Below are 23,635 nucleotides of genomic sequence, written 5' to 3'. Positions count from 1 at the left end.
CGGTCAGGCCACAGCCAGGTGGGCCTGCAGCAACCAGGCGGGAACCGAACTGCGGCCGCCGGGCTCGTCGCGCACGTCCTCGAAGTGGACCGGTGATCGATCGTCGCGGGGGAGATCGTTGCCGTGGATGCGGGCCGGGCGGATGTCGTCGATGACCCAGTATTTCGAAACCAGCTCGCGCAGTTCGTCTTCGGTCACCGGATTGGGGCCGAACCCCTCGGGTGAGGACGGTAACGCCTTGCGGTCGAAGACGAGCACGAAGTAGGACGCGCCCGGGGCCGCCGCGCGGACGATGGAGCGCTGATATCCGTCGCGCTGGTCGACCGGAATCGAGTGGAACAGGGTGCTGTCGATGATGGTGCCGAATCTGCCGTCGTACCCGGTGAACGAGGTGATGTCGGCGACCTCGTAGGTGGCGGTGGTCAGTCCGCGCCGCGCGGCCTCGGCGCGGGCCAGTTCGATGGCGGTCGGGGCGGAGTCCAGCCCGACCGTCGTGAAACCGCGCTCGGCCAGATACAGCGAGATCGCGGCCTCACCGCAGCCGACGTCGAGGACGTCGCCGTGGAATTTCCCTTGTTCGGCAAGCGCTTTCAGCTCCGGCTGCGGCTCGCCGATACTCCAGGGCGGTTTGGCGCCGGAGAACGGGCCGGCATCGCCCTGGTACGCATCCTCGAACGTGAAATCGCCCGGTGTGGTCATGATGTCCTCCGGATCGGTCGGGGCTATCAGACATGGATGGAGCTCATTCGATGCTACGGCTGCGCCTCGTGCGGGGGTGCGGGCGGTAGGGGTTGTCACGGGACGTGACTCGATATCCGGCGTGCGGTGCCGGTTCGTCGGAATCCCTGCGCCTGGAGCAGACCACCCCGGTGCGGGGTCTGTTCCTCGCCGGTGACTGGACGCGCACCGCACTGCCCTCCACCATGGAATCCGCCGCCGAGAGCTACAGATAAGGGGCGGCGCCTACACTGTGCGCGAGGCGTTGACAGCGGGGGTACTGGACGAACTGCAGATTCATGTGATTCCGGTGTTGCTCGGTCGTGGACGTCGCTTGTTCGACATGTTGCCGGCGGAGATCGAACTCGACATCGTCGAGGTGATCAATACGCCTGCGGCTACGCATATTCGCTATCGCGTCCGACGCTGAATCCGACCCCGATGCGGGCGACAACTTCAGCTGAGCCCTCCGATGGGGTGGCACCGCTCAGCCGGTACGCCGACCATTGCGGGAAGTTCCGGGGTGCGGGGCGGATGCCCGAAACCAGGCTGCGCGCAGCATGATCGGTGAGTCACGCATTCCAGCTGCGGTCGATCACGGCGCCGGCAAACTGAGTCGTTTTGCGCCGCAACCTCAATGGGCAGCCCGTGATGGTCGTTGTATGAAGCCCTCTGCGCGGCCTCCGCGTCGATGGCGAGCCATCGCCGTGAAGGGTGCGCGTGCGCGTGGAGGAGGGAGACGTTTGGTCGCCCGGGGCGAGGGTAGGCCGGGCCTATGGCAGGGGAACAGTCGTCAATTCTGCTGATCGCCGACCCCGGAGCGCCGGCGGCGATCGCCGAGCATCTGTCCGCTTCGCTGTCGAATGAGCGGACCGACGGGTCCGCGCCCGAGGGCCGGGATGTGTCGGTGCGATGTCACGCCTACCCCATCGACGAGCACACCCGGTTCTCGGAGGTGGTCGACACCATCGACCCGGGTGGTCAGATCCAGGACGTCGTCATCTACCTCACCGATCTGCCTCGCCGCGAGGGAACGACGCCGGTCCTGGCCGACATCAGTGTGCCGGACCGGTTCGCAGTGATCTCCATCCCCGGTCTGGGTGGTGCGTTCATTCAGCGCCGGGTGCGGGACTTGGCGCGAGCGGTCGTGGCCGAGATGACGAGCCGGTCGGGCCCACAGAAAGCTGCGACCGAGGGACTGAACCGGGTGCAGGACGGCGATGTCGTCCACTATCTCGGCCCGTCGGTCCTGTCCCGGCTGCGGCTGCTCGCGGGCATGGTCTACGCCAATCGACCATGGCGGTTGGTGACCGGCATGTCGAAGGTGATGATGGCGGCCTTCGCCACCGGGGCTGTCAGCCTCGCTTATGGGACGATGTGGCGACTGTCGGCCACGATGGGTCCATGGCGATTGAGCGCGGCAACGGCCCTCGCGAGCGCGGCGCTGATCGCCTGGCTCATCATCGAACACAATCTATGGGAACGCCCGCACTCGAGGAGCGAACGAGAGCGCGTGGCGCTGTACAACGCATCGACCGTCATCACCCTGACGATCGGCGTCGTCGTCTTCCACGCCGCGCTGTTCATCCTGCTGATGCTGACCGCCTGGTGGACCATACCGCCGCAGATGGTCACCGAAAACACCGGCGGGCCTGCGGGATTGGCGACGCTGCTGCTGATGGCCTGGCTGGTCGCCGCCGTGGCTACCCTGGGCGGTGCGCTGGGATCGGGCATGGAGGACGACGAGGCCGTGAAGGCGGCGACCTACGGGGTTCGGCAACGCCGGCGATTCGACCACACGGACTGACGACGGGCGGTGGTCAGAGCAGGAGATGGAAGATGTCGAAGGCGACGTTCCATTCGGCGGTACCGGGGTTCTTACGGTCCGGCTCGATCGTGACGAATGTCTGCGCCAGCGCCACGCTCAAGCCTCCGGCGATCAGCGGCAATCGCTGCTCGGTCGCCTCGGAGAGGGCCATGTCCAATGGCGGCCGGGCAGTCAGTTGATCGAGCAGAGCCTGTAGTTCGATTTCCTGGTCGAGTTTTTCGAACCGGTGGATGCTCTCCTGCAGCCCCTTGGTGATCGGCAGGTCCCACGGTTCGATCACGTCCCTCAGGTTCGCCTTGGCCGAGGCCTTGCCGATGAGGATCAGATCGTAGATCTTGTCGTCGATGAAATCCGTATAGCGCTTGAGGTCGTTCCGGTCGACTTGCAGGCCGGCCGCTGCCCGGAAGAGTTGCTGGAATTTCACGGTACCCATCACTGGCATGTCGTCAGCTCCTGTCGAAGTATTCATGGATTTGGCGAACCGCCATCGCTCCCTCACCGACAGCGGAGGCGACCCGTTTCACGGAATCGCTGCGGACGTCGCCGACAGCGAACAGGCCGGGCAGGCTCGTTTCGAGCGTCCTCGACGGCCGGTCGCCGATCCACTGGTTGCCGTCCGCACGGGCGCGGACCGCGTCCATGCCCGTGCGGACGAAGCCGTGGTCGTCGAGTGCGATCGTGTCGGCCAGCCACCCGGTGTGCGGCACCGCCCCGATGAAGACGAACAGCGCGCGCACCCGAAGGGTGTCGCGCGCGCCCGTGTGATTGTTCTCGACCACGATCTCGTCGAGGTACTTCTCACCGTGGACCTCGCGAATCTCGGTACCGCGGTGAACGGTCACGCGGGGATGGCGCTCGATCTGGTCGGCGAGGTAGCGGGACATGCTCTTTCCGAGGTCACCGCCGCGGATGAGCAGGTCCACGTGGGAAACACGGTCCGCGAGAAAGACGGTGGCCTGCCCGGCGGAGTTTCCGCCGCCGACGATGGCCACCGGGTCGGTGCCGCACATCCGCGCTTCCTGATGAGTTGCGGCGTAGTACACGCTCGTCCCCTCCAGTACCTCGATTCCCGGAACCGACAACTTGCGATATCGCACCCCGGTGGCCAGCACGACGGCCCGGCCGCGAACCGTGCCGCCGTCCGCCAGCCGAAGCACGTGGTCCCCGCCCTCGGACTCCAAACCGGTCACCTCCGCCGACACCAGGATGCGGGCACCGAACTTGCCGGCCTGGATCACGGCCCGCTCCGCCAATTCGGCGCCGGAAATCCCTGCCGGGAAGCCCAGGTAGTTCTCGATCCGGGAGGAGGTGCTCGCCTGGCCACCCGCGGCGAACGACTCGAGTGTCACCGTGTTCAACCCGTCCGAAGCGCCGTACACGGACGCGGCCAGACCGGCCGGTCCCGCACCCACCACGATGAGGTCGCTTACGTCGTGGGCCGCATCCGGGACCGGAAGCCCGACGACGCGGGCGAGTTCCGCATTCGTCGGATTGCGCAGCACCTTCTCGCCGTGCCAGATCACCACGGGAGTGTCCTCGGGGGAGACGTCCAGGCTGCGCAGCAGCTGCTCCGCCCGTTCGTCGCGCTCCAGATCGATCCACCTGTGGGGCAACCGGTTTCGCATGGCGAACTCACGAAGCCGCAACGTATCCGGTGAATAACAGGAGCCGATGATCCGGAACCCCGAACCGAGCCCGATCAGCAGATGCCGCCGCACCAGGTAGGCGCGCAGGATCAGATCGCTGAGGACGGGATCGTGGGAAACCAGCTCGCGCACCCGCTCGGCCGGGACGACGAGTATCTCGCCGTCCTCGATCGTCTCGGCGGTGAAGAACGCCACCTGGCCTTCCAGCAGCCCGAGCTCGCCCAGAAATCGGCCGGGACCGTGCACGCGCAGTATCCGGCGTTCGCCGTCTCCGTCGCCCTCGTCGATGATCGCCACCTTGCCCGAGAGGATGACGAAGAAGTCGTTGCTGGGTTCGCCCTCGCGGACCAGCACCTCACCGGCGCCAACCGATCGACGCGCGCCACCGACCTCGAGCGTCGCGACCTGCTCGTCGGTCAGGCGCGGGTAGGCTCCCAGCTCGTCCGGAGTCTCGGCGTCGACAGCCGGAATGTCGCGTACGGGAGCGCCGTTCTCAGACGAAGTTCTGGTCGACATGACACCACCGCCAATCTTCACCCGGCTCCATCGACTGGACGATCGGATGGCCGACAGTGTGAGCGTGCGCGCTCGCATGCCGGGGTGCGACGGGCCGGATCGCGGTCACGTGTGGGTCGACAGGGACAGAAGTCATGACGTCCGTTCGGATATATCGCGGAGGTTCCAGGCTGGACTCGGCCATCACGCCTCCTCGGCGTCGATGATTCGGTGTTCGCCGAGCCGGCGCATACCGCTTCGGCGTTCGGCTGGTCGGTCCAACCGCTCGAACTCACGGCTCAACCGCCTGACAGTTCCTCATTCGCCCAGTGGGCGTCGAAAGAACGGGAGACGGTGGCGTCCAGAACCCAGCCGGAACACAGATGTCTGCCGGAACCCGCTCGAGGTGGCCGGTGCGCACACTCCGGCATCAGCCACCACTCCCGGTGGCTACCACGAGTCGGACGCCCGAAACCAAAATCTTTGCCGCCGAGCGATGTGCCTCAGCAAGCTCGCAGCGGGGTCACCAATCCTGAGACAGCAGGCCCGCCGCGCGCCGATCGGCGCTCATGCGGTCGTCCCGCTGCCATCGAATACCAGAGGTCACACGGCTGTGCGGCCACTCGTGTGGCAGAGGCGCTCGATGAGGCGCTAGTCAGCGGACTTGTGCGCCACGGCGAAGACCCGCCGGAACGGCAACCAGGTCGTCCCGTCCGCGCGCTGGGGATAGGCGGCGCGCAGGAGTGGGGCGAGTTGCGCGGTGAACTCCGTCCACGCTTGGTCGTCGAGCGCACTCCGGACCGGCCGCAGCGCGGTTCCGGTCACCCATTCGAGGACCGGATCGTTGCCGGTCAGCCGCTGCAGATAGGTGGTCTCCCAGGCGTCGACCGTGCATCCGGCCGCGGTGAGCAGCGTCGCGTAGCCGCTCGGATCGAGGACGTCGCGCGGTTGCAGGATGCCGCTCGATTCCAGGCGCGGTCGCCACTCGTCGCGCGCGGCGAGTTCGCGGATGGCGACATGGGAGGGTGCGTCGAAGTTGCCCGGCACCTGCAATGCCAGCCAGGCTCCGGACGGCAGGGCCGCGACCCACCGCGGTAGCAGCGCGGTATGCGTCGGCACCCACTGCAGCACCGCATTGGTCACCACGACATCGGTATCGGGTGCCGGCTGCCACTCCTCGGCGGAGCGCACTTCGGCATCGATACCGGATTCTCTTGCTGCCGAGACCATTTCGGGTGAGGAATCGAACGCGTCGATGCGCGCCTGCGGCCACCGCTGAGCCAGCACGCCGGTGAGCTGTCCGGGACCGCACCCCAGGTCGACCACCCGGCGCGGTTTCTCGGCGTCGATGCGGGCCACCAGTTCGAAGAACGGTCGCGAGCGATGGTCGCCGAAGCTGCGGTATTTCTCGGGATCCCACATGGCTGCTCCCACTCGCCGGAGGTGCTAAACCGTATAAGCGTTATGTTAGCGCGTGGTGGTGCTTCCGCTGCGATGGCGGTGCGGCAACGAGTCGGAGATCAACTCCGCGGCGAGACTCCGGCCCGTCCGCAGCGGCTGCAGCCCGTGCTCGAATTTCGACCCCGACAGCGCGCCGTCGTAGACGAGTTGAATGCGCCGAGCGAGTCCCTCCGGATCGGTGCTGCCGCATTCGCGAAGCAGTCCCGTCAGCGTGTCGAGCATCCAGCTGCGGTGGGCGACAACCGGTTCCAACGCGCGATCGGGAAATTCGGTGGCCGCGTTGGCGTATTGGCATCCTCGGAAACCCTTGGTGGGCGCCGATGCCAGAGCCAGGTCGAAGAACGTCAGCACCTTGTCGGCCGGCTCCGGCACGTCCGCGACCGCCTCGTCCCAGCGGGTGCGGTCACGGTGGTCGAGATGTTCCAGATAGGCCTGTACCAGTGCGTCTTTGGACCCGTAACTCTGATACAGACTCGCCCGTGCCACCCCGGCCTCCGCGAGTACCCGATCGATGCCGACCGCGCGGATTCCGTAGCGCGAGAACAGCGCCGTCGCGGTATCCAGGAGGCGCTGTGCCGGGGTTGGTTTGTCGCCGCGCGGCGACCGCTGCCGCGCGGCGGGCTCCGTTGTTGTGGCCACGTCTTCCACCATAGCCACAAGTTGGAGTAGACAGAACGTTCTGTCTCTGTTTAGTCTGAATGCGTGACCCGCAGCAACCTCACCCGCCGACTGCACGTAGATCTCGTGCGTGTGGCGGGCGCCGCCTGTCGTCACCAGCGCTGAAACGCCTTTGCCCGCAGACTTCTGCGTCTGCGGGGGGCGTCGTTCGTCTCGCGCATCTCCGGTCGCGCTGTGCGCGCGGCCGTCGAGCCCACCACAGAGCCAGTTCCGAAAGGCGGCTGTCCATGTCCCTGTATCTGTACGAACTCGTCCCCACCGGGGCCCCCGGTCGCACCCTGGACGAATTCGGCGCCCTGGCCGACAAGGCCGGGGGTGAACTCATCGAGGCGCAGGTCACCAGCGGTTCCACGCGTATCTTCGCGATCGCGGAATTCGACGGGTGCGCAGCCTCCGCACCGGCTGCGGCGGAGGTGTTCGCGGCCTCCGTCGACGGGCCGCACGAGGTGCGTCTCGTCGGCGCCGCCCTCGAGACCCTCAAGGCGGCCCGCCCCGCCGCCGGGTATCTGGTCGAGTGGGATATCCCCGCCGAGATCGATATGGACACCTACCTCGCGCGCAAGAAAGCCAATGCGCCGAAGTACGCGGACGTCCCCGAGGTTGACTTCCTGCGCACCTATGTGCGCGAGGACACGGCCAAATGCCTCTGCTTCTACGATGCGCCTGACGAGGCCGCCGTGCGCCGGGCCCGGGCCGCGGTCAGCACGCCGATCGACCGGCTGCACGCCCTCTCGGATCCGCGGACATGACCGTGCCCGCGCCGGCCCGCCAGGCGGTGGCGGCCTTCGTGCGCGACCGCGCCGCCGCTCTCGACGCCGCGGCAACCGACACCCGGGCCGATCTCGCCGAGCTCGGCGGACACGATCTGCTCGCAACGGCACTGGGCGACACCGATATTCGCGAATTCGCCCGCCTGATCGAGGACGTCGCGGCCGAAAGCCTCGCGGCCGGCTTCTCGCTGTGGGCCCAGCGGATGACACTCGAATACGTCTGGCGCGCACCGGATCCGGTGCGGAGCCAGTACCTGGGCGAGCTCGCTTCCGGCCGCACGGCAGGTGTCACGGCGATGGCCGCGGCGCTCAAACATCTCGCCGGGCTCGGCGAATTGCCGCTGCGGGCCGAGGCCGATGACGGCCGGGCGGTCTCCGGCCCGATCGCGTGGGCCTCCAACGTCTTCGACGACGCCCTGATCGTGTTCCCGTATCGGGGCCACGACGGTTCCGGTCGGGTCGCGGTGGTCGCCGCTGCCGCCGACGGAGTGCGGGTGCGGCCCGCGCCGGAGCTGCTCGCACTGGGCGCCACCGGTTCGACCGCGCTGACATTCGACCGGGTCGAGGTGCCCGACGACCACCTGATCACCACGGACCTGCCGGTCTTCGCAGCCGCGGTGCGGCCGATATTCCTGCTCCTGCAGACCGCGTTCTGCAGCGGTATCGCCGGCAGATCGGTGGCCGAGGCGGGCGCGCTGCTCGACGGCCTGGGGGCCCAATTCCGCGGCGAGTACACCGATCTCGCGGCCCGGCACGGTTCGGTGCGGCAGCGGCTGTACGAGTTCGCCGCCGATACCGGCCGGGTCCCGCCGGCCGATCTGATCCGGGTGCGGCTCGACGCGTCGCGGACCGCGGTGGCGGCGACCCGGCTGGAATCGACGCTGCGCGGCGGCGCCGGATTCGCCCGCGGCTGCGATACCAACCGGCGGTTCCGCGAGGCCGCCTTCCTGCCCGTTCAATCTCCCTCGGAAGGCCAGTTGCGATGGGAACTGTCGCAGTACGACTAGCGGGCGCGCGCAAGAGCTACGCCCACCACGGCACACCGGTCCTCGACGGCGTCGATCTGGAGATCGCGGCGGGTGAGTTGCTGGTGATCCTCGGCCCCAGCGGCAGCGGCAAATCGACGCTGCTGCGCATCATCGCCGGGCTGGACCGGCTCGACGGCGGCAGCATCGGCTGGGGCGAGGGGCAGCCGAACCCGGCGACCGGGATGGTATTCCAGCAGCCGCTGCTGATGCCGTGGCTGACCGTGCGCGACAACGTGCGGTTCGGCGGCCGGTTCGCCCGCCACCGCGCCGATTTCGATTCCGCGGGGACGGATGCGCTGCTGGAGCGGTTCGGCCTGGCCGGACTGGCCGGACGGATGCCCGATCAGCTCTCCGGAGGGCAGGCGCAACGGGTCGCGGTGATGCGTGCCGTCGCGGTCCGGCCACAGTTGTTGCTGCTCGACGAACCGTTCAGTGCCCTGGATCCGGCGGTGCGCGCCGACCTGCAGGACTGGCTCGCCGCGCTGGTCGCAGACCTCGGTTGCACCACCGTTCTGGTCACCCACGATGTCGACGAGGCGCTGCGACTGGGCGACCGGATCGTCCTGATCGGCCACGGCGGCGCCGTGCGGGCGCAGTACCCGCGTCCTGGCTCCGACGACGAGCGGAACACGCTGCGGCACAGCATTATCGACCGCTATCGCGATGTGTCGGTGACGGTATGAGGCGTCCCTCGATCTCGCGGCGTGGCCTGCTGTGCGGCTGCGCCGGACTAGTCGCCGCCGGTGGGCTGGCCGGATTGGCCGATCTGGGCGTGGCCGCGGCCGACCGCCGCGGCATCGGCGGTGACCGGCTGCGCATCGGATACCTGCCGATCACCGACGCGGCCCCGCTGCTGATCGCCCAGCGCGGTACCGAATTCGCCCAGCCCGTCTTGTTTCGCAGCTGGTCCGCCCTCGCCGAGGCGTTCCTCACCCGCCAGGTCGATATCGTGCACCTGCTGATGCCGATGGCCATTCAACTGCGGTTCGGTCTGGGTGCCCCCGCTCGGATTCTCGGCTGGAACCACACCAACGGTTCCGCCCTGACCGTCGCTCCTGGCATCACGGAGCCGGGCGAGCTGGCGGGGACGCAGGTTGCGATCCCGTTCTGGTGGTCGATCCACAACATCGTGATCCAGCAGTGGTTGCGCGCCAACGGTTTACGGCCGGTGATCCGCGGTTCGGCGTCGCGCTCGGCGGGCACCGTGGAGCTGATCGTGATGAGTCCCTCGGATATGATTCCGGCCCTGGCCAACGGGTCGATCAGCGCGTTCACCGTCGCCGACCCGTTCAACGCGGGAGCCGAACTGCGCGGCGTGGGTCGCATTCATCGCTTTCTCGGCGACCTGTGGCGTGACCACGCCTGCTGCGCGCTGGTGGTGCATCAGGACCTGCTGGACAGCCGGCCGGCGGTGGCGCAGGCGTTGGCGGACGCGGTGGTCGCCGCGCAGCTGCGGATCGGCGCCGACCGTCCCGCCGCGGCGAAACAGCTCGCGGAAAGGTATCTTCCGCAGCCGCTGCCCGCGATCACGAAGGCACTGACTTATTCCGATCGCATCCCGGTCCGGCATCCCGACTGGCAACCGCAGCGAATCGGCTTCCAGCCCTTCCCCTTTCCGAGTTTCACCGCCGCACTCGCCACGGCGATGCACGACACCGTCGTCGACGGTGACACCCGTTTCCTGTCCCGCCTGGATCCGGCGAGCGCGCACGGCGAACTCGTCGACGACCGCTTCGTCCGGGCCGCACTGGACCGCGCGGGCGGGCCCGCCGCCTTCGGACTGCCGCCGGGGCTCACTCGCATCGAGGAGATCGATCCATCGTGACTATCGTCGCCGCCCGCCCACGTCGCCGCACCGCGGCCTGGTTACCGCGCCTGGGTGCCGTCGTCGCCGCGGTGCTGCTGTGGTGGGTGCTCACCGACCTGGTGGCGGCGCCGCAGTCGCTGCTGCGCGAATTCGGGCCGCAACATGTGCCCGGGGCCATCGCCGGATTGCTGGATCGCGGTGTGCTGCTCCCCGATATCGCGGTGAGTATGTGGCGGTTGCTGGTGGGATTGCTGATCGCGGTCACCGTCGGCATTCCGCTGGGCCTGCTGCTCGGACTGCATGCCGCCACCGAATCCGCGGTCGCGCCCGTGGTGCAGTTCCTGCGGATGATCTCGCCGCTGTCGTGGGCGCCGATCGCGGTGGCGCTGTTCGGAATCGGGCACCAGCCGGTGGTCTTCCTGGTGGCCGCCGCCTCGGTGTGGCCCATCGTGCTGAACACCGCCGCGGGCGTGCGATCCATCGACCCGGGTCTGCTGTTGGTGGCACGGTCGTTCGGTGCGACCCGGCGCGAGCAGGTGAGCGCGGTGATTCTGCCCGCGATCCGCGGGCCGGTGCAGACCGGGTTCCGCGTCGGGCTCGGCATCGCCTGGGTGGTGCTGGTCCCGGCCGAAATGCTCGGCGTGCGGTCCGGCCTGGGCTACCAGATCCTCAATGCTCGCGACCAGCTCGCCTACGACCAGGTGATGGCGGTGATCGTGGTGATCGGCCTGATCGGGTTCGCGCTGGACTCGCTCGCCCGGGCGGTGCTGGACCGGCCCTGACGGGCGGCTGTCGCGCCGGTGTCAGAAGTAGGTGCCGGCGAAGGGAGCCGAGGTGGTGGTGAACAGGTTGTCGGCGTCTTCGATTGCGCCGCTGCGCTTTTCGCTAACCCGACCGGCGAGGGCAAGCTGCTGCCAGGTGGATCCCCCAAGGTATACGGCGGCGAGAGCGGCCACGTCGGTGACGAGGTCGGCGGGGGCGTCGACGCGGGTGACGGTGTCGGCGGCGATCCGGTAGGAGCCCGTGTTGGCGGGCAGGATGTCGTCGGTCACCGCGAGGACCACGGCCGGTGCCTCTCGGTAGCTGCGGCGTGCCAGTGCCGTCGGGACATCGATGAGCCGCAGCCAGGTCTCGTCGTGCACGCCGGCTACGGAGACCACCCGCTCGTCGGTGAACAGGTGCCGCAGTGGACTGTCGACCGGTGCGAAAGTGATCACGATCCGGTCCACGATGTCATGGGTGAGCAGATGCCGCAGCAGTGCGCGGTAGGCCGCGGGCGTGGTGGCCACCCAATCGTCGACGACGACCGTGCGCTGCGGATTGCGCGGCCAGCCGGCGCCCTCGGCCGGACGGTAGCGCAGGAATCCGTCTTCGGCGCCGGGTTCGCCGTGTACCACGGTCCAGCCGCCGTCCCCGGCGACCAACTCCTGGAACCGCCACCAATGCGGCGGCCGGTCGATCGCACCGTGCCACGAAATATCAGCGGCCGCATAGATTTTCGCCAACGTTTCCCAGCGGTTCTCGGGATCGAGATAGCGGACCGGCCCGCCCGGGGGAACGGTGCCGCGCAGCGTCGCGCGGCGGCGATCCAGCTCGAGCGTGGCGTAGGAGCCGGCCACACCGTAGCCGAACCGTTCGTAGATTCCGCCCTGGGTTGCGCGCAGACTCGCGACCACTTCACCGCGCGCGGCGATATCGGCGAGCTGGCGGCGCAGCAGCGCGCTCACCACCCCGCGCCGGGTATGGGTAGGAAGGACTCCGACATGTGTCACCGCCGCGTGGGGCACGCGCTCCCCACCGGGAACGACGAGCCAACTGGTGTAGGAGTCGGCGGCCCCGACCAGCCGGCCGTCGAGGCGCGCGCCCAGCGTGCGTCCGGGCTCTACCAGCCCGTCGGCCTCCTACGGCAGCGGCGGCAGCCCCACCATCGCGGCGCGGAAGATGTCTCCGGCCGCGCGCACCTCGCCGGCGTCGGTCAACGTCTCCAGCTCGATCGCGGATGTGCGGCTGGTCATCGGTCACCTCCGAGATAGTGGGCGGGTACTTCGCGGGCGACACGTCCCGGACCACGGTAGCGGGCCACTGCCGCAGCCCGCCGTCGCGGGCACGATCCCGCGTTCCGGCGCGGAGCGGACCGTGTCACAGCAGTGTGGGCGCTGACGACGGGTGGTGGGTGAACGCATCGCGGTAGGCCGCGCCGGGGTGATCGGCCGGCACGCGAGGATCGTCCGTGCCGAATATCCGCTCCCGCAGCGTCTGCCCCGGAACCGGGTCGCGGACCGGACCGAGGGCGCGCAGCCCGGCCGCCTCCCGAAATCGGTGCACCGGTGTGCGCGGGTCATTTCCGAATGCCTCACAGGTGCTCGGCGATGAACTCCACCACGACCCGGTAGACCTGATCGCGGTCGATCTCGTTGAGAATGTTGTGCCGGTCCTCGGGGAAAACCACCGCCCGCGCGTCGGGGAGTTGAGCCACCGCCCGCTGCACCCCGGCGACCGGAGCCATATCGTCCTCGGCGCCGTGCACGAACAGCACCGGCTGCGTGAGTTTGTTCAGTGCTGCGGGAATGCGCGGCGCGACCGCGCCCAGTGCGCCGAGAGTTTCCAGCCGCAGCCCGCCCTGCCAGGTGAGTGGGTCCTCGCGAATCTGCTGGGCGTATGCGGTGTCGCGGGTCATTTCGCTCGGATCGCGGCGCAGCTCCCAGGGGTCGACACCGTCGGCCAGCACCCGCAGCACCCAGCTCTCGCCCTCGACCAGCAGCGACGAACCCGCCAGGACGACAGCGGCCGCGGGCACATCGCGTTCGGCGACCAGCAGCGCCGAGACCAGTGCGCCCAGGGAATGGCCCGCCACGATCAGCGGAACGTCCGGATGCGCGGCGCGGGCGAGACCGACCAGAGTCTCGGCGTCGTCGATGAGGATGTCCACCGAAGAGATCAGCACGCGCTCACCGTCGCTGCGGCCGTGTCCGGCATGATCGTTGGCCCACACCGCTATTCCGGCGCTATTGAGCGCCGCGGCGAACGGGTGATAGCTGCCGACGTGTTCGCCGAGGCCATGGAAGAACGCCAGCACCGCGCGTGGCCGGGGTGGTACCCAGCGCCGGTAGTGGACGCTTCCCGTGGCGCCACGAAAGTCCGCCACGGAGAAGTCGGCCGTACTGATTTCACTCATCGAGTCCCTCTTCCAGATCCGCGATCAGATCCGCGCTGCCCTCCAGGCCCACCGACAGCCGCACCAGACCGGGTGTCACACCGCTGTCGCGTTGTCGACGCGGGTCCAACTGGGCGTGCGTCGTGGACGCCGGATGGATGACGAGGCTGCGCACATCCCCGATATTGGCCAGGTGACTGAACAGGTGCAGGCGGTCGACCAGGCGGCGACCGGCTGCCGCGCCGCCGGTCAGTTCGAACGCCAGCACGCCGCCGGCGCCGAGTGGCAGATAGCGCCGGGCCGCGTCGTGCCAGCGGCTGCCGGGCAGCCCGGCGTAGTGCACGCGCTCGACTTCGGTTCGCGCGGAAAGCCATTCGGCGATCGCGGCGGCATTGTCGCTGTGCCGGGCCACCCGCAGCGACAGGGTTTCCAGGCCGTGCAGCAGCAGGAAGCTGTTGAAGGGGGAGACCGCGGGACCGAGGTCGCGCAGCAGCTTCGTGCGCAGCCGGGTCAGGTAGCCGAGTTCACCGAACTCCGCGGCGAACACCAGGCCGTGATAGCTGGGATCGGGGGAGTTGAGCTGCGGCCACCGGTGCGGGTCGGCCCGGAAGTCGAACCGCCCGGCATCGACGACGGCGCCGCCGATCGTCGTGCCGTGGCCGGAGAGGAACTTCGTGGTCGAATGAACGACGATGTCGGCGCCGTGCTCGATCGGGCGCAGCAGGTACGGGGTGGGGACGGTGTTGTCCACCACCAGCGGTATCCCGGCGGTATGCGCGATGTCGGCTACCGTGGCGATGTCGAGCACGTTGCCGAGGGGATTGCCGATCGTCTCGGCGAACAGCGCCTTGGTGTTCGGACGGATCGCGCGCTGCCACTGTGCCGCGTCGTCGGGGTCGGCGATGAACTCGACGGTGATCCCGAGGTCGGCGAAGGTGTGGGCGAGCAGATTGTAGGTGCCCCCATAGAGCGTCGCGGCGGCGACGATGTGGTCACCGGCCCGGGCGATCGTCAGCAGCGCCAGCGTCACCGCGGCCTGACCACTCGCGACCGCCACCGCGCCGAGGCCGCCTTCCAGATCCGCCAGGCGCTGTTCGGCGACCGCAGTCGTCGGATTCGAGACCCGCGTGTAGGCGTGGGTTTCCGGGTCGCGCAGCGCGAAGGTCTCCGCGGCGTGGTCGGTGTCGCGGAAGACGTAGGACGTCGTCTGATGAATCGGGGTCGCCCGGGAACCGGTCCCCGAATCCGGTTGTGCGCCACTGTGGATCTGGCGGGTCTCGAACGACCACCGGCGTCCCGGGGGTGGTTCGCTCATGAACCCACCGCCGAATTCCACTGTTCGGCAGGCGCATTGCGGACACTCATGCTCCGGATGGTAGGCGCGCCGGCAGCCGGGCAATCCCCATTGATTCAGCGTGATCCGATTCGCTGGAAGGTAGCTTTTCAGTTCCCGTTGATCGCAACCGGTGACCGTGCCACCCGGGCGGCCGAAGCTGGGGCTCATGTCTCGCGCATTGCATCTGGCCGGATTCCTGATCGCTTCGCACGTCACGCATTCGCATGCGGCGTGGCGGCATCCCGGCTCGGAGACGGACTATCTGGGGCCCGGCTACTACCGCCGGGTGGCGCAGACGCTGGAGCGCGGAAAATTCGACTTCCTGTTCTTCGCCGATCTGCTGGCGACGCCGGTCCGCTACGGCGACGACATCCGGGTGCCGTTGCGCAGCGGCACTCAGGCGTCGGCCACGATCGATCCGGCGCTGGTGGCGGCCGGGCTGGCGAATGTGACCGACCGGATCGGGCTCGCGATCACCAAGTCCACCACCTACTTTCATCCGTACGAGGTGGCGCGGATCTTCGCCACACTGGATCACCTCTCGGGTGGACGCGCGGCCTGGAATGTGGTCACCTCGCTCAATCAGGCGGAGGCGCAGAACTTCGGTCTCGACAACCATCTGGGTCACGACGAACGCTACGATCGGGCGCAGGAATTCCTCGAGGTGGCCTATCGCCTGTGGGGTAGCTGGGAGCCCGATGCGCTCGTGCGGGACAAGGCGTCCGGGGTCTTCGCCGACCCCGACAAGGTGCACGTGGTCGACCATGCCGGAACCTGGTTCAAGACGCGCGGGCCGCTGACCGTGCCGCATTCGCCGCAGAGCCGGCCGGTGATCATCCAGGCCGGATCCTCGCCTGTCGGTAAGGATTTCGCCGCCCGCTGGGCCGAGGCGGTCTTCGAGATCGATCCGACTCCGGAGGGCCGGCGCGCCTACTACGACGATCTGAAATCGCGTGCCTCCGACTTCGGCCGCAACCCGGACGACCTGAAGATCTTCCCGTCGTTCGTGCCGTTCGTGGGCGAGACCGAGTCGATCGCCCGGGAGAAGCAGGCCTTCCACAACGAACTCGCCGATCCGGTCTCCGGGCTCATCACGCTGTCGGTGCACACCGACCACGACTTCTCGCGCTACGACCTCGACGCACCGATCGAAGACGTGGTGGTCCCGGGCACGCAAGGCTTGTTCGATGTGGCCCGCCGGCTCAGCGTCCGCGACAATCTGACCCTGCGCGATATCGGCCGGCTGTACGCGCAGGGCGTACTGCTGCCGCAGTTCGTCGGCACGCCCGAACAGATCGCCGATCAGATCGAGGAGGGCTTCCACGGCGGCGAGGCCGACGGTTACATCCTGTCCGCCGCGCAGGCGCCGGGCACCTTCAACGATTTCGTCGACCTGGTCGTGCCGGAACTACAGCGCCGCGGCCTGTTCCGCACCGACTACACCGGGACGACGCTGCGCGATCATCTCGGTTTGGGGCCGGCGAGTCTGAAACCGGCGGCGCGTGGGGGAGTTGTGCGTACCGGGGCCTGAGCCACCCGACTCGGTCTCAGCCCGCTGCCGCCATCGCCCGCCACGCCTTTCTGGCGCGGGAGCGGGCTCGCGGGGCGGCGTATTCGATTCGCCGACGAGCTTCGGAGGCGCTGATCCGCAGTAGATCGCTCAAGAGCTCCGCTGTGTCCCGGTAGCCGGTGTCGGCGGCGAGGCCGCGGCGCTCTGCCTCGGCGACGGCCGCGACCATGGCCGCACCCAATCGGCGCCGGCGGCGCTCGGTTTCGACGAGGGTGCGCAGCAAGTCGACATCGGCCAGTTCCGACCATCCCCGTGCCGGAGCATTCGATGCCAATGCGGTCGAATGTGTGTTCACGCGAGGCAGCCTACCGCAGTCTCGAACATTTGTTCGATGAAAGCCTGGTCTGGCGCGTCGAACTTCTCGGCAGGGTTGCTCGGTTTACGCTCCGGGCGCGCCTGCGTAATGGTGACCCAAATGCCGTCCGTGGGCGATCGCCGAAGGTCAGGCGATCGACCACCGAGTGCCCGGCATGGCCTCCACTGATCGCGAACAGGGGAAAAGCGCTCGATCAGCGGGATTACAGGATGCGCCGGGTGGGGCGGGATTACGCGCTGGGTGTTTCGGTGCGGCTGATGGCGCGCGGGATGTCGAGGGCGGCCAGTTTGTCGGGGTTGCGGATACCGTAGCCGCTGACAATCCGGTCCTCGGCGATGTCGAATACGAGGACGGCTTCCAGTTCGTCGCCGATGTAGCACGCGAGTGCCGGTTGACCGTTGCAGTTCACTGTCTCGATGCGTACCTCCGGTCGCCGCTGCGCGTATCTGAAGACGGCCATGAGAATCGCGCCCACTCGTTCGGCGCCGACCATGACCAGCTCCGGCAGTGCGGTCACCTTGCCGCCGCTGTCGGTGGTCCAGGTAATGTCCGGTGCGAGCAGCGACAGCAAACCTTCCATGTCGCCGGTGGTCGCGGCCGTGATGAAGCGTTCGGTGACCGCGGCGGTTCGGGCGGTGTCGACGGGGCCGGAGCGCTTGCGCCGGGCATGGACATGGTTGCGGGCGCGGCGCGCGGTCTGATGTACAGCGCCGACGGATTTTCCTGTTGCGGAAGCGATTTCGTCATAGCCGAAACCGAAGACCTCACGCAACACGAAAACTGCCCGCTCGATGGGGGTGAGCGTTTCCAGCACGATCAGCATCCCCATCGAGACCGATTCGGTGAGTACCACATCGCTCGAGGCGTCGCCGTCGGTGAGCAGCAGCGGCTCGGGCAGCCACGGGCCGACGTACTCCTCGCGGCGACTGACGCCGGCCCGTAACGCATTCAGTGCCTGCCGCGTGACGAGCTGGGCCAGATAGGATTTCGTATCCCGGACCGTGGCCAGGTCCACCCGTCGCCACCGTAGATAGCCGTCCTGCAGCACGTCGTCGGCTTCGGTTGCCGAGCCCAGGATTTCGTAGGCGATGGTGAACAGCAGCGGCCTCAGGTGGACGAAACGCTCGGTGTGCTCGTCGGTGGAGGTCATGGCTTCGAAACTCCCTGCGGCTCGGCCGCGCTCAGATCCTTACGCCTGCCCAAGCCCAGGAAGGTCGGGATCGCGCCTGGTTTGCGGGCTTCCTTGCGAATGGTTCCGATCGGGCCCGCGAGGCCCACCCGTTCCTTGATCCACCCGGCCGTACGCCCGCCGAGGTACATCGGCACGGGTGTGTCGTCACGCCGGCTGAATTGCATCGCACCCGCGCGGCTACCCAGACCCACGGTGCAGGCGGTGAAGGCCACGTCCAGCACGGCGGGCTCGTCCCCGGCGATGCGGGCCAAAACACTATCGGCGGCCTGCGCACCCAAGGGCTGGGCGGCATAGCAGCTCATCCGCAGCGGGCGGCCCGAGGGAGCGACCGCGTCCCCGGCGGCGACGACGCGTTCGTCATCGATACTGGTCAATGTCTCGTCGGTCAGCAGCCGACCGAGCTCGTCGGTGCGCAGTCCACTGCGTGCCGCCAGTTCGGGCACCCCGAACCCGGCGGTCCAGATCGTGATCGCACTGGGCACCCATTCTCCGTCGGTCAGGACGACCCCGTCGCGCCGAACCTCACCCACCCGCGCTTGCTCACGCACCTCGACTCCGTTCTCGGACAACCACTTCGCCACCGACCGCCGGGCCGGATTCGAGAAGTTCGCCGCCAACTTACCGCCACTCACCAAGGTCACGACAAGGCCCTGCTCCACGAGTTCGGCGGCGGTCTCGATGCCGGTGAGCCCACCTCCGACGACGACAATCGGCGCCTGGGCCGGCGCGTCCGCCAGCGCCGCGCGCAGCCGCTGAGCGTGTTCGAATTCGGCGATCGGATAGGCGAATTCGGTGGCACCGGGCACCGACGCCGGCACTGCGGCGGTGCTGCCGACCGCGTAGACCACGTAGTCGTAGTCGAGCGCGCGCCCCGAACCCAATTCCACCCGCCGGGCGGCAGTATCGATGCGGACGGCACGATCGACGATCAGCCGCACCCCGGCGCCGAGCAGCGTGTCGTAGTCGATCGCAGCCTCATGGGTACCGGCCACGAACTGATGCAACCGCATGCGCTCGACGAACTGCGGACGCGGATTGACCAGCGTGATCTCGACATCGCGGCGCAGCCGCAGCCGATTGGCCGCCACGGCACCGGCGTAACCGCCGCCGATCACAACCACTTTGGTGATGGCATTGAAATCAGTCATGCCCTCCAGACACGCCACACCCCCCAGATCTGACACAAAGTGACAACCGTCACATTCGCAGCCCGTCGACAGCCCACCGAGATCGTCGGCTCGCCTACAAGCGGACTGCACGAAAGTTGCCATGTTGGTGCGTTCGCCGGCGGGTGTCGCGTCTGTCCCCGGCCGAGTGGTCAGCGGCAGAAGAGGACGTTCGACTGCCATCCCCGCCCGAATCCCTCGCGAACCTATGCATCGAAACTGGTCGTCATCCAGGACAGCGGCTACTTGCAGTCTCGGTGAGGACGCCGCTGATGTAGCGGACGTTGCCCATGCACAGGTCGTCGTCGTTCAGTGACAGGTGGTTGGCGGCCGGCAGGTCCCGGATGGTCGCTCCGTCCAGCGTCCAGCCGAGGTCGGCGAGGTAGGGAGTCGCTTCGTTGCGCTCACCGACCGCGGCCAGTCGGCGCTGGAGTCGCCGGGCCTCGAATGTCGGTGACCGCCACCCGATTTCCGGCCCGTCCAGTGAAGTGGTCCACATCATATTCCAGGCTGGATCCCGGTCGGACGCGAGCCGGGTGGGTCTGAGAGGGTCGCCACATGAAAATCGGTGTCGCACTTCCGCAGATGGCTCCCGGCTACGGACCGGGTACGACGCTCGACTGGGCCCGGCGAATCGACGCGGGCCCTTTTTCGAGCGTTTCCGTCGGTGAGCGGGTGACGTTTTCGAATCCGGAGATGGTCGCGACGCTGGGTGCCTGCGCCGCGGTCACCGAGCGAGTGCAGGTTCTGGCGAACCTCTGGGTGCTTCCACAGCATCCGATGGCGATGGTGGCCCAGCAGATCGGCACCCTCGATCAGCTCGCGAACGGCCGCCTCGAGGTAGCTGTCGGTGTCGGCGGTCGTGAGCACGACTACCGCGCTCTCGGCGCTGATTTCACGCGACGGCACCAGCAGCTCGATGACAAGGTCGCCGAGCTGAAGTCACTGCTCGCCGGCGAGCCGCCGTTCGAGGGCGCGGACCCGGTGGGGCCGGCGTGTGTGCAGCCGGGTGGGCCGATCATCCTCGCCGGTGCGATGGGGCCGAAGGCGATGCGTCGGGCGGCGCGGTGGGCCGACGGCGTCTCCGGCTTCAGCATCGCAGGTGACGCCGGGGAGATCGCCAAGGTGAGCGATCGCGCCGACCGCTGCTGGGCCGAGGCCGGTCGTACGACGAAGCCACGCAAGGTCAGCGGCTGCTTCACCGCGCTGGGCGTCCCCGATGCGTCCGAGGCGTTGCGCTCCTTCACTGCTCGCTACCTCGGCTTCCTCGGGCCCGAGTTGGCCGGCATGGTCGCCGCGTCGGCGCGCGCGTCGAATCCCGACGTGCTCGCCGACATTCTCGACGGCGCGGAGCGGGCCGGCTGCGACGAGTTCATCCTGGTCCCGGCCGTCACCGACCTGAAATTCCTCGAGGTTGCGTCCGAGGTGGTGGCCGCACGGCAGTGACACTCGGTGCGCGGTGACCCGCGGTGGGGTGCTCGCCGGGACCGCGTTCACCGCGATCCTCGGCGTGCTCGGCGTCGCCGTTGCAGGCCGGGGTGTACGCCGGCGGGCAGGCCCGCGTGGGCGGCGATGCGTTGCAGCAGCGGCAGTAGCTCAGCTCGTTCGGTCTCGTCCAGCGGTGCGAGAACCTCCGATTCCAGTGCGTCGGCTTCGGATTGCATCGACTCGAGCACCTGGCGTGCGTTGTCGGTGAGATGGACCGCGTGCGCGCGCCGGTCGGCCGGATGTGGCCGCCGGGTCACCAGTGCGCGTTCTTCCAGCTCGTCGACCAGTCCGACCATCGCGTTGCGGTGGACTCGCAGCAGATCCGCGAGTTCCTGCTGACTGCGGCCGTCCGCGACGGCCAGCTGGGTGAGGACCGCGAAGTGGGCCGGGTCCAGATCCAATCGCGCCAGCTGCTCGGTGAGCTGGTACGACACGTGGAAACCGATCTGCGACAACAGGAATGCCGCGCGAGAGTCCAGCGGCCGGTTCGTCATGACCTCCACACTAGCAATCCAACATGATTGCCATCTAAGGGTATTGACATAAATTGTGATTGTCACTTAACGTGACAATATGACGAATTCCAGCACCCCCTCCGTTCCCGACACCGACGCGCCGGTCACGGTGATCAACACGATGTCGGTACCCGCCGCCCAGCGGGACCTGTTCCTGCAGCGCTGGCGTGACAGCGCCCAGTACATGGCGGCCGCCGCCGGTTTCCGCCGAACCCGGATGTTCCAGGCTGCCGGTGAGGCGGCCGAGGCGGTCTTCGTCAACGTCGGAGATTGGGACAGCGGCGCCGCCCTGCGCAACGCGCTCGGCACGGCGGAATGGCGGGAATTGACGCTGCGGATGCAGAACGATCTCGACCTCACCGCGCGGCCGATGATCTTCCATCCCACCCTCGAACTGGGACCCGGCGACATGCTGTCGCAGTGAGCCGGATGCCTTGTCGGACAACAATTCACGTCTGAATGTCAGGAGTACACCAATGTCACGCCGGACCCTCGGCACCGTCCTGGCGGCCGCTGTCGTTCTGTTCACCCTCTACCTCGGGATTTCGTTCGTCCTGACTCCCGAGACCGCGGCCCAGGGCTTCGGTCTGCCGAATGTGCCCGCCGGCGACGGCGGCGGCTTCCTCATCGTGAAAGGCTGCCGCGAACTCGCGATGGGCCTGGGCACGGGCATCCTGCTGATGACCGGCCGCCGCCGCGCCCTGGGGTGGGTCCTGCTGATGACGGCCGTCGCCCCGTTCGGCGACATGATCAACGTCCTGGCGCATCACGGCTCCGCGGCCACCGCGTTCGGCGTCCACGGCCTGACCTCCGCGCTGATCGCGGTCACGGGTCTGCTGATCCTCCGCGAAACCGGCAAGGCGCCCGAGGCCCGGCAGGCTGCCGCGCCAGCGCCCACCGCACAGCTGTCGGCCTGACCTCCACACCCGAACGACCGCACCATCATTCGAACGAGGACTCGATGAAACAGCTCTACTGGGCCGCCGTCGGCTATACCGCACTGGGATTGCCGTCGGGGTTGGTCTACCGCGAACTCACCAAGGCCCACGAGTTCACCGGCAAGACCGAACTCGCCGTGGTCCACACGCACCTGCTGGCGTTGGGAACACTGTTCTTCCTGATCGTCCTGGTGCTCGAACACCAACTCGCCCTGTCGAACACCCGCGCCTATCGTTGGTTCTTCACCGTCTACAACATCGCGGTCCTCTGGACGGTGGCCTGCATGACGATCATCGGCACCCGGACCGTCCTCGGATACGGCGAATCGACGCCACTGGCGGAGCTGGCCGGCATCGGTCACGTCCTGCTGACCATCGGATTCGTGCTGTTCTTCCGCACCGTGCACCAGGCCATCACGGCCCGCCGCGAGGAGGCGGTTCCCGCCTGATCCGGCCGAATCGGTGACGGCGGAGCCGGATGCTCGGGCCGTTGCGCGCAGACGCCAACGGCCCGAGATGATCTCGGGCCGTTGGTCTTCGGACTGTCGTATCCGCGGCCATACGAAGACGCCGCTACCTGATCGAGCTGGCCAGCCGGTCGGCGTAAGGGGCGATGAATTTTCCGACGATGGGAAGCGTCGCGCGGACACCGCCGGTGTTGTTCGCCTGGACCATGGCCATGATCCAGACGACGACCGTGAAGACCGCAACGACGAGTCCGGCGAGGCTGAAGATGATCCCCAGGGCCCCGAGGAGCGAGCCGACGATACTCAGCACGATATTGAGCACCGAGACCGCCCCGAAGAAGACGATCGATTGCGCGGCATGGAATTTCACATCGGGATCGTGCTTCCCCACGAAGAGGAAGATGATTCCGGTGAGCCAGCCCAGCGCGTACGACAGGATCGCGCTGGTCTTCTTGTCCAAGCCGGCGGACTGCGGTTGGTTCGCGGGAGGTTGAGAAAATGTCATGAGGTGAGTAGACGCCGCGCGCGCCCCCTACCGATCCCAACTTTCCCCGCGAACCCTGTAGGGCTTCAGGCCGATCCGTTGTCGGCGAAGGCATCGCGAGCTATCACCGCGTCGTCAACTGATAGTTGACGCGAACACGATCGTCAACCTATGTTTGACGGGTCGAATCGCGGCGGACAGGAGGAACCGAGATGTCGGATGCGCCCATCGTCACCGGCGCTGCGGCCAGCCGTGGTGTTGTCGCCGGTCCGGTTCGGCTGGTGCACAGCGTCGACGACTTCGACGCGGTTCGGCCGGGCGATGTCATCGTCTGTCGCGCTACCGATCCGGCGTGGACGGCACTTTTCGGCGTTGCCGCCGCGGTGGTGACCGAAACCGGGGGAATTCTGTCCCATGCGGCAATCGTCGCCCGCGAGTTCGGGATTCCGGCCGTGGTGGCGGCCGAGGGAGCGATGCAGACCCTGGCGAATCATCGGATCATCTCGGTCGACGGAACCAAGGGACACGTTCATGCCGTTCGCTCGACCCACCGTTGACCTCGCTTCACCAGGCACGACC

General features: G+C 67.9%; 30 protein-coding genes. 15 read left to right on the top strand and 15 right to left on the bottom strand.

Annotation, left to right across the window (positions count from 1 at the left end; translation table 11 throughout):
* Positions 1-3: 3 nt before the first annotated feature.
* Entirely contained in the window at positions 4-699 is a 696-nt protein-coding gene (locus tag AC5592_RS24910; RefSeq protein WP_063065575.1) for a class I SAM-dependent methyltransferase, read from the bottom strand.
* A 104-nt stretch (positions 700-803) separates the two neighbouring features.
* Between AC5592_RS24910 and AC5592_RS24905 the strand changes: the two genes are divergently transcribed.
* The 3 genes from AC5592_RS24905 (at position 804) to AC5592_RS24895 (ending at position 2,524) form a co-directional block, all read left to right on the top strand.
* Positions 804-953, top strand: coding sequence for an FAD-dependent oxidoreductase (locus tag AC5592_RS24905; RefSeq protein ID WP_232329534.1), 150 nt, complete (start codon positions 804-806; stop codon positions 951-953).
* 29 nt (positions 954-982) lie between these two features.
* Positions 983-1,147, top strand: coding sequence for a dihydrofolate reductase family protein (locus AC5592_RS24900; protein ID WP_232329533.1), 165 nt, complete (start codon positions 983-985; stop codon positions 1,145-1,147).
* A 345-nt stretch (positions 1,148-1,492) separates the two neighbouring features.
* Positions 1,493-2,524, top strand: coding sequence for a hypothetical protein (locus tag AC5592_RS24895; protein WP_063065574.1), 1,032 nt, complete (start codon positions 1,493-1,495; stop codon positions 2,522-2,524).
* Between the two features lie 13 nt (positions 2,525-2,537).
* On the opposite strand, the gene AC5592_RS24890 is transcribed toward AC5592_RS24895, so the two are convergent.
* From AC5592_RS24890 to AC5592_RS24875, 4 genes are all read right to left on the bottom strand, one after another.
* The gene (locus tag AC5592_RS24890; RefSeq protein WP_174555033.1) at positions 2,538-2,978 is read right to left on the bottom strand and encodes a DUF1931 family protein; all 441 of its coding nucleotides are present in this window, start codon (positions 2,976-2,978) and stop codon (positions 2,538-2,540) included.
* Between the two features lie 13 nt (positions 2,979-2,991).
* Positions 2,992-4,707: an FAD-dependent oxidoreductase gene (locus AC5592_RS24885; protein ID WP_063065573.1), complete on the bottom strand. Its 1,716-nt coding sequence runs from the start codon at positions 4,705-4,707 to the stop codon at positions 2,992-2,994.
* A 630-nt stretch (positions 4,708-5,337) separates the two neighbouring features.
* The gene (locus tag AC5592_RS24880) at positions 5,338-6,108 is read right to left on the bottom strand and encodes a trans-aconitate 2-methyltransferase (protein WP_063065572.1); all 771 of its coding nucleotides are present in this window, start codon (positions 6,106-6,108) and stop codon (positions 5,338-5,340) included.
* A gap of 45 nt (positions 6,109-6,153) precedes the next feature.
* Positions 6,154-6,786 (bottom strand): TetR/AcrR family transcriptional regulator, encoded by a 633-nt coding sequence (locus tag AC5592_RS24875; RefSeq protein WP_232329532.1) that lies wholly within the window; start codon positions 6,784-6,786, stop codon positions 6,154-6,156.
* A 63-nt stretch (positions 6,787-6,849) separates the two neighbouring features.
* On the opposite strand from AC5592_RS24875, the gene AC5592_RS24870 reads away from it, so the two are divergent.
* The 6 genes from AC5592_RS24870 to AC5592_RS24845 all read left to right on the top strand — a co-directional run bounded on the left by AC5592_RS24870 (position 6,850) and on the right by AC5592_RS24845 (position 11,212).
* Positions 6,850-6,930 (top strand): putative leader peptide, encoded by an 81-nt coding sequence (locus tag AC5592_RS24870; protein ID WP_371507465.1) that lies wholly within the window; start codon positions 6,850-6,852, stop codon positions 6,928-6,930.
* Between the two features lie 122 nt (positions 6,931-7,052).
* Positions 7,053-7,574: a DUF4242 domain-containing protein gene (locus AC5592_RS24865; protein ID WP_063065570.1), complete on the top strand. Its 522-nt coding sequence runs from the start codon at positions 7,053-7,055 to the stop codon at positions 7,572-7,574.
* Positions 7,571-8,602: an acyl-CoA dehydrogenase family protein gene (locus AC5592_RS24860; protein WP_063065569.1), complete on the top strand. Its 1,032-nt coding sequence runs from the start codon at positions 7,571-7,573 to the stop codon at positions 8,600-8,602. The genes AC5592_RS24865 and AC5592_RS24860 overlap by 4 nt, the downstream gene beginning before the upstream one ends.
* Positions 8,578-9,306, top strand: a complete 729-nt coding sequence (locus AC5592_RS24855; RefSeq protein WP_063065568.1) for an ABC transporter ATP-binding protein — start codon at positions 8,578-8,580, stop codon at positions 9,304-9,306. Before AC5592_RS24860 ends, AC5592_RS24855 begins: the two co-directional genes overlap by 25 nt.
* A complete protein-coding gene (locus AC5592_RS24850) occupies positions 9,303-10,448 on the top strand; it encodes an ABC transporter substrate-binding protein (RefSeq protein WP_063065567.1) in 1,146 nt (381 codons plus the stop codon). Before AC5592_RS24855 ends, AC5592_RS24850 begins: the two co-directional genes overlap by 4 nt.
* On the top strand, positions 10,445-11,212 hold the full coding sequence (locus AC5592_RS24845; RefSeq protein ID WP_371507461.1) for an ABC transporter permease: 768 nt from the start codon (positions 10,445-10,447) through the stop codon (positions 11,210-11,212). Before AC5592_RS24850 ends, AC5592_RS24845 begins: the two co-directional genes overlap by 4 nt.
* A gap of 21 nt (positions 11,213-11,233) precedes the next feature.
* On the opposite strand, the gene AC5592_RS24840 is transcribed toward AC5592_RS24845, so the two are convergent.
* The 4 genes from AC5592_RS24840 to AC5592_RS24825 form a co-directional block, all read right to left on the bottom strand.
* Positions 11,234-12,319 (bottom strand): GNAT family N-acetyltransferase, encoded by a 1,086-nt coding sequence (locus AC5592_RS24840; protein ID WP_269750209.1) that lies wholly within the window; start codon positions 12,317-12,319, stop codon positions 11,234-11,236.
* Positions 12,320-12,569: 250 nt separating this feature from the next.
* The gene (locus AC5592_RS24835; RefSeq protein WP_063065566.1) at positions 12,570-12,755 is read right to left on the bottom strand and encodes a hypothetical protein; all 186 of its coding nucleotides are present in this window, start codon (positions 12,753-12,755) and stop codon (positions 12,570-12,572) included.
* Positions 12,756-12,783: 28 nt separating this feature from the next.
* Positions 12,784-13,605: an alpha/beta fold hydrolase gene (locus AC5592_RS24830; RefSeq protein WP_063920377.1), complete on the bottom strand. Its 822-nt coding sequence runs from the start codon at positions 13,603-13,605 to the stop codon at positions 12,784-12,786.
* Entirely contained in the window at positions 13,598-14,899 is a 1,302-nt protein-coding gene (locus AC5592_RS24825) for an O-acetylhomoserine aminocarboxypropyltransferase/cysteine synthase family protein (protein WP_063065624.1), read from the bottom strand. Before AC5592_RS24825 ends, AC5592_RS24830 begins: the two co-directional genes overlap by 8 nt.
* 187 nt (positions 14,900-15,086) lie before the next feature.
* On the opposite strand from AC5592_RS24825, the gene AC5592_RS24820 reads away from it, so the two are divergent.
* Positions 15,087-16,451: an LLM class flavin-dependent oxidoreductase gene (locus AC5592_RS24820; RefSeq protein ID WP_063065565.1), complete on the top strand. Its 1,365-nt coding sequence runs from the start codon at positions 15,087-15,089 to the stop codon at positions 16,449-16,451.
* Positions 16,452-16,467: 16 nt separating this feature from the next.
* Here AC5592_RS24820 and AC5592_RS24815 read toward each other — a convergent pair whose 3' ends face one another.
* The 4 genes from AC5592_RS24815 to AC5592_RS24800 form a co-directional block, all read right to left on the bottom strand.
* A complete protein-coding gene (locus AC5592_RS24815; protein WP_232329531.1) occupies positions 16,468-16,785 on the bottom strand; it encodes a DUF222 domain-containing protein in 318 nt (105 codons plus the stop codon).
* Positions 16,786-17,035: 250 nt separating this feature from the next.
* Complete coding sequence (sigJ, locus tag AC5592_RS24810) at positions 17,036-17,956, bottom strand: RNA polymerase sigma factor SigJ (RefSeq protein WP_063065563.1); 921 nt, start codon at positions 17,954-17,956, stop codon at positions 17,036-17,038.
* Positions 17,953-19,146, bottom strand: a complete 1,194-nt coding sequence (locus AC5592_RS24805) for an NAD(P)/FAD-dependent oxidoreductase (RefSeq protein WP_063065623.1) — start codon at positions 19,144-19,146, stop codon at positions 17,953-17,955. The genes sigJ and AC5592_RS24805 overlap by 4 nt, the downstream gene beginning before the upstream one ends.
* Positions 19,147-19,390: 244 nt before the next feature.
* Entirely contained in the window at positions 19,391-19,666 is a 276-nt protein-coding gene (locus tag AC5592_RS24800) for a hypothetical protein (RefSeq protein ID WP_063065562.1), read from the bottom strand.
* Positions 19,667-19,722: 56 nt separating this feature from the next.
* On the opposite strand from AC5592_RS24800, the gene AC5592_RS24795 reads away from it, so the two are divergent.
* Entirely contained in the window at positions 19,723-20,610 is an 888-nt protein-coding gene (locus AC5592_RS24795) for an LLM class flavin-dependent oxidoreductase (RefSeq protein WP_063065561.1), read from the top strand.
* A 47-nt stretch (positions 20,611-20,657) separates the two neighbouring features.
* On the opposite strand, the gene AC5592_RS24790 is transcribed toward AC5592_RS24795, so the two are convergent.
* Positions 20,658-21,146 carry a MarR family winged helix-turn-helix transcriptional regulator gene (locus AC5592_RS24790; protein ID WP_063065560.1) on the bottom strand — a complete coding sequence of 163 codons (489 nt, stop codon included), beginning with the start codon at positions 21,144-21,146 and terminating at the stop codon, positions 20,658-20,660.
* Between the two features lie 79 nt (positions 21,147-21,225).
* On the opposite strand from AC5592_RS24790, the gene AC5592_RS24785 reads away from it, so the two are divergent.
* Genes AC5592_RS24785 through AC5592_RS24775 form a run of 3 tightly spaced genes read left to right on the top strand, consistent with a single transcriptional unit; the run spans position 21,226 to position 22,554 of the window.
* Positions 21,226-21,591, top strand: a complete 366-nt coding sequence (locus AC5592_RS24785; protein ID WP_063065559.1) for an antibiotic biosynthesis monooxygenase family protein — start codon at positions 21,226-21,228, stop codon at positions 21,589-21,591.
* A 52-nt stretch (positions 21,592-21,643) separates the two neighbouring features.
* The gene (locus AC5592_RS24780) at positions 21,644-22,084 is read left to right on the top strand and encodes a DUF4267 domain-containing protein (RefSeq protein WP_036500904.1); all 441 of its coding nucleotides are present in this window, start codon (positions 21,644-21,646) and stop codon (positions 22,082-22,084) included.
* Between the two features lie 44 nt (positions 22,085-22,128).
* Positions 22,129-22,554 carry a DUF2871 domain-containing protein gene (locus tag AC5592_RS24775; RefSeq protein WP_063065558.1) on the top strand — a complete coding sequence of 142 codons (426 nt, stop codon included), beginning with the start codon at positions 22,129-22,131 and terminating at the stop codon, positions 22,552-22,554.
* A gap of 124 nt (positions 22,555-22,678) precedes the next feature.
* On the opposite strand, the gene AC5592_RS24770 is transcribed toward AC5592_RS24775, so the two are convergent.
* The gene (locus AC5592_RS24770; protein WP_063065557.1) at positions 22,679-23,077 is read right to left on the bottom strand and encodes a DUF4870 domain-containing protein; all 399 of its coding nucleotides are present in this window, start codon (positions 23,075-23,077) and stop codon (positions 22,679-22,681) included.
* Between the two features lie 191 nt (positions 23,078-23,268).
* Here AC5592_RS24770 and AC5592_RS24765 point away from each other — a divergent pair, with 191 nt between their 5' ends.
* Positions 23,269-23,613 carry a PEP-utilizing enzyme gene (locus tag AC5592_RS24765; protein ID WP_063065556.1) on the top strand — a complete coding sequence of 115 codons (345 nt, stop codon included), beginning with the start codon at positions 23,269-23,271 and terminating at the stop codon, positions 23,611-23,613.
* Positions 23,614-23,635: the final 22 nt, after the last annotated feature.

The sequence above is a fragment of the Nocardia violaceofusca NBRC 14427 genome, assembly GCF_963869435.1.
Classification (GTDB): Bacteria; Actinomycetota; Actinomycetes; order Mycobacteriales; family Mycobacteriaceae; genus Nocardia; species Nocardia aobensis.
This window is presented reverse-complemented; position numbering and strand designations above follow the sequence as displayed.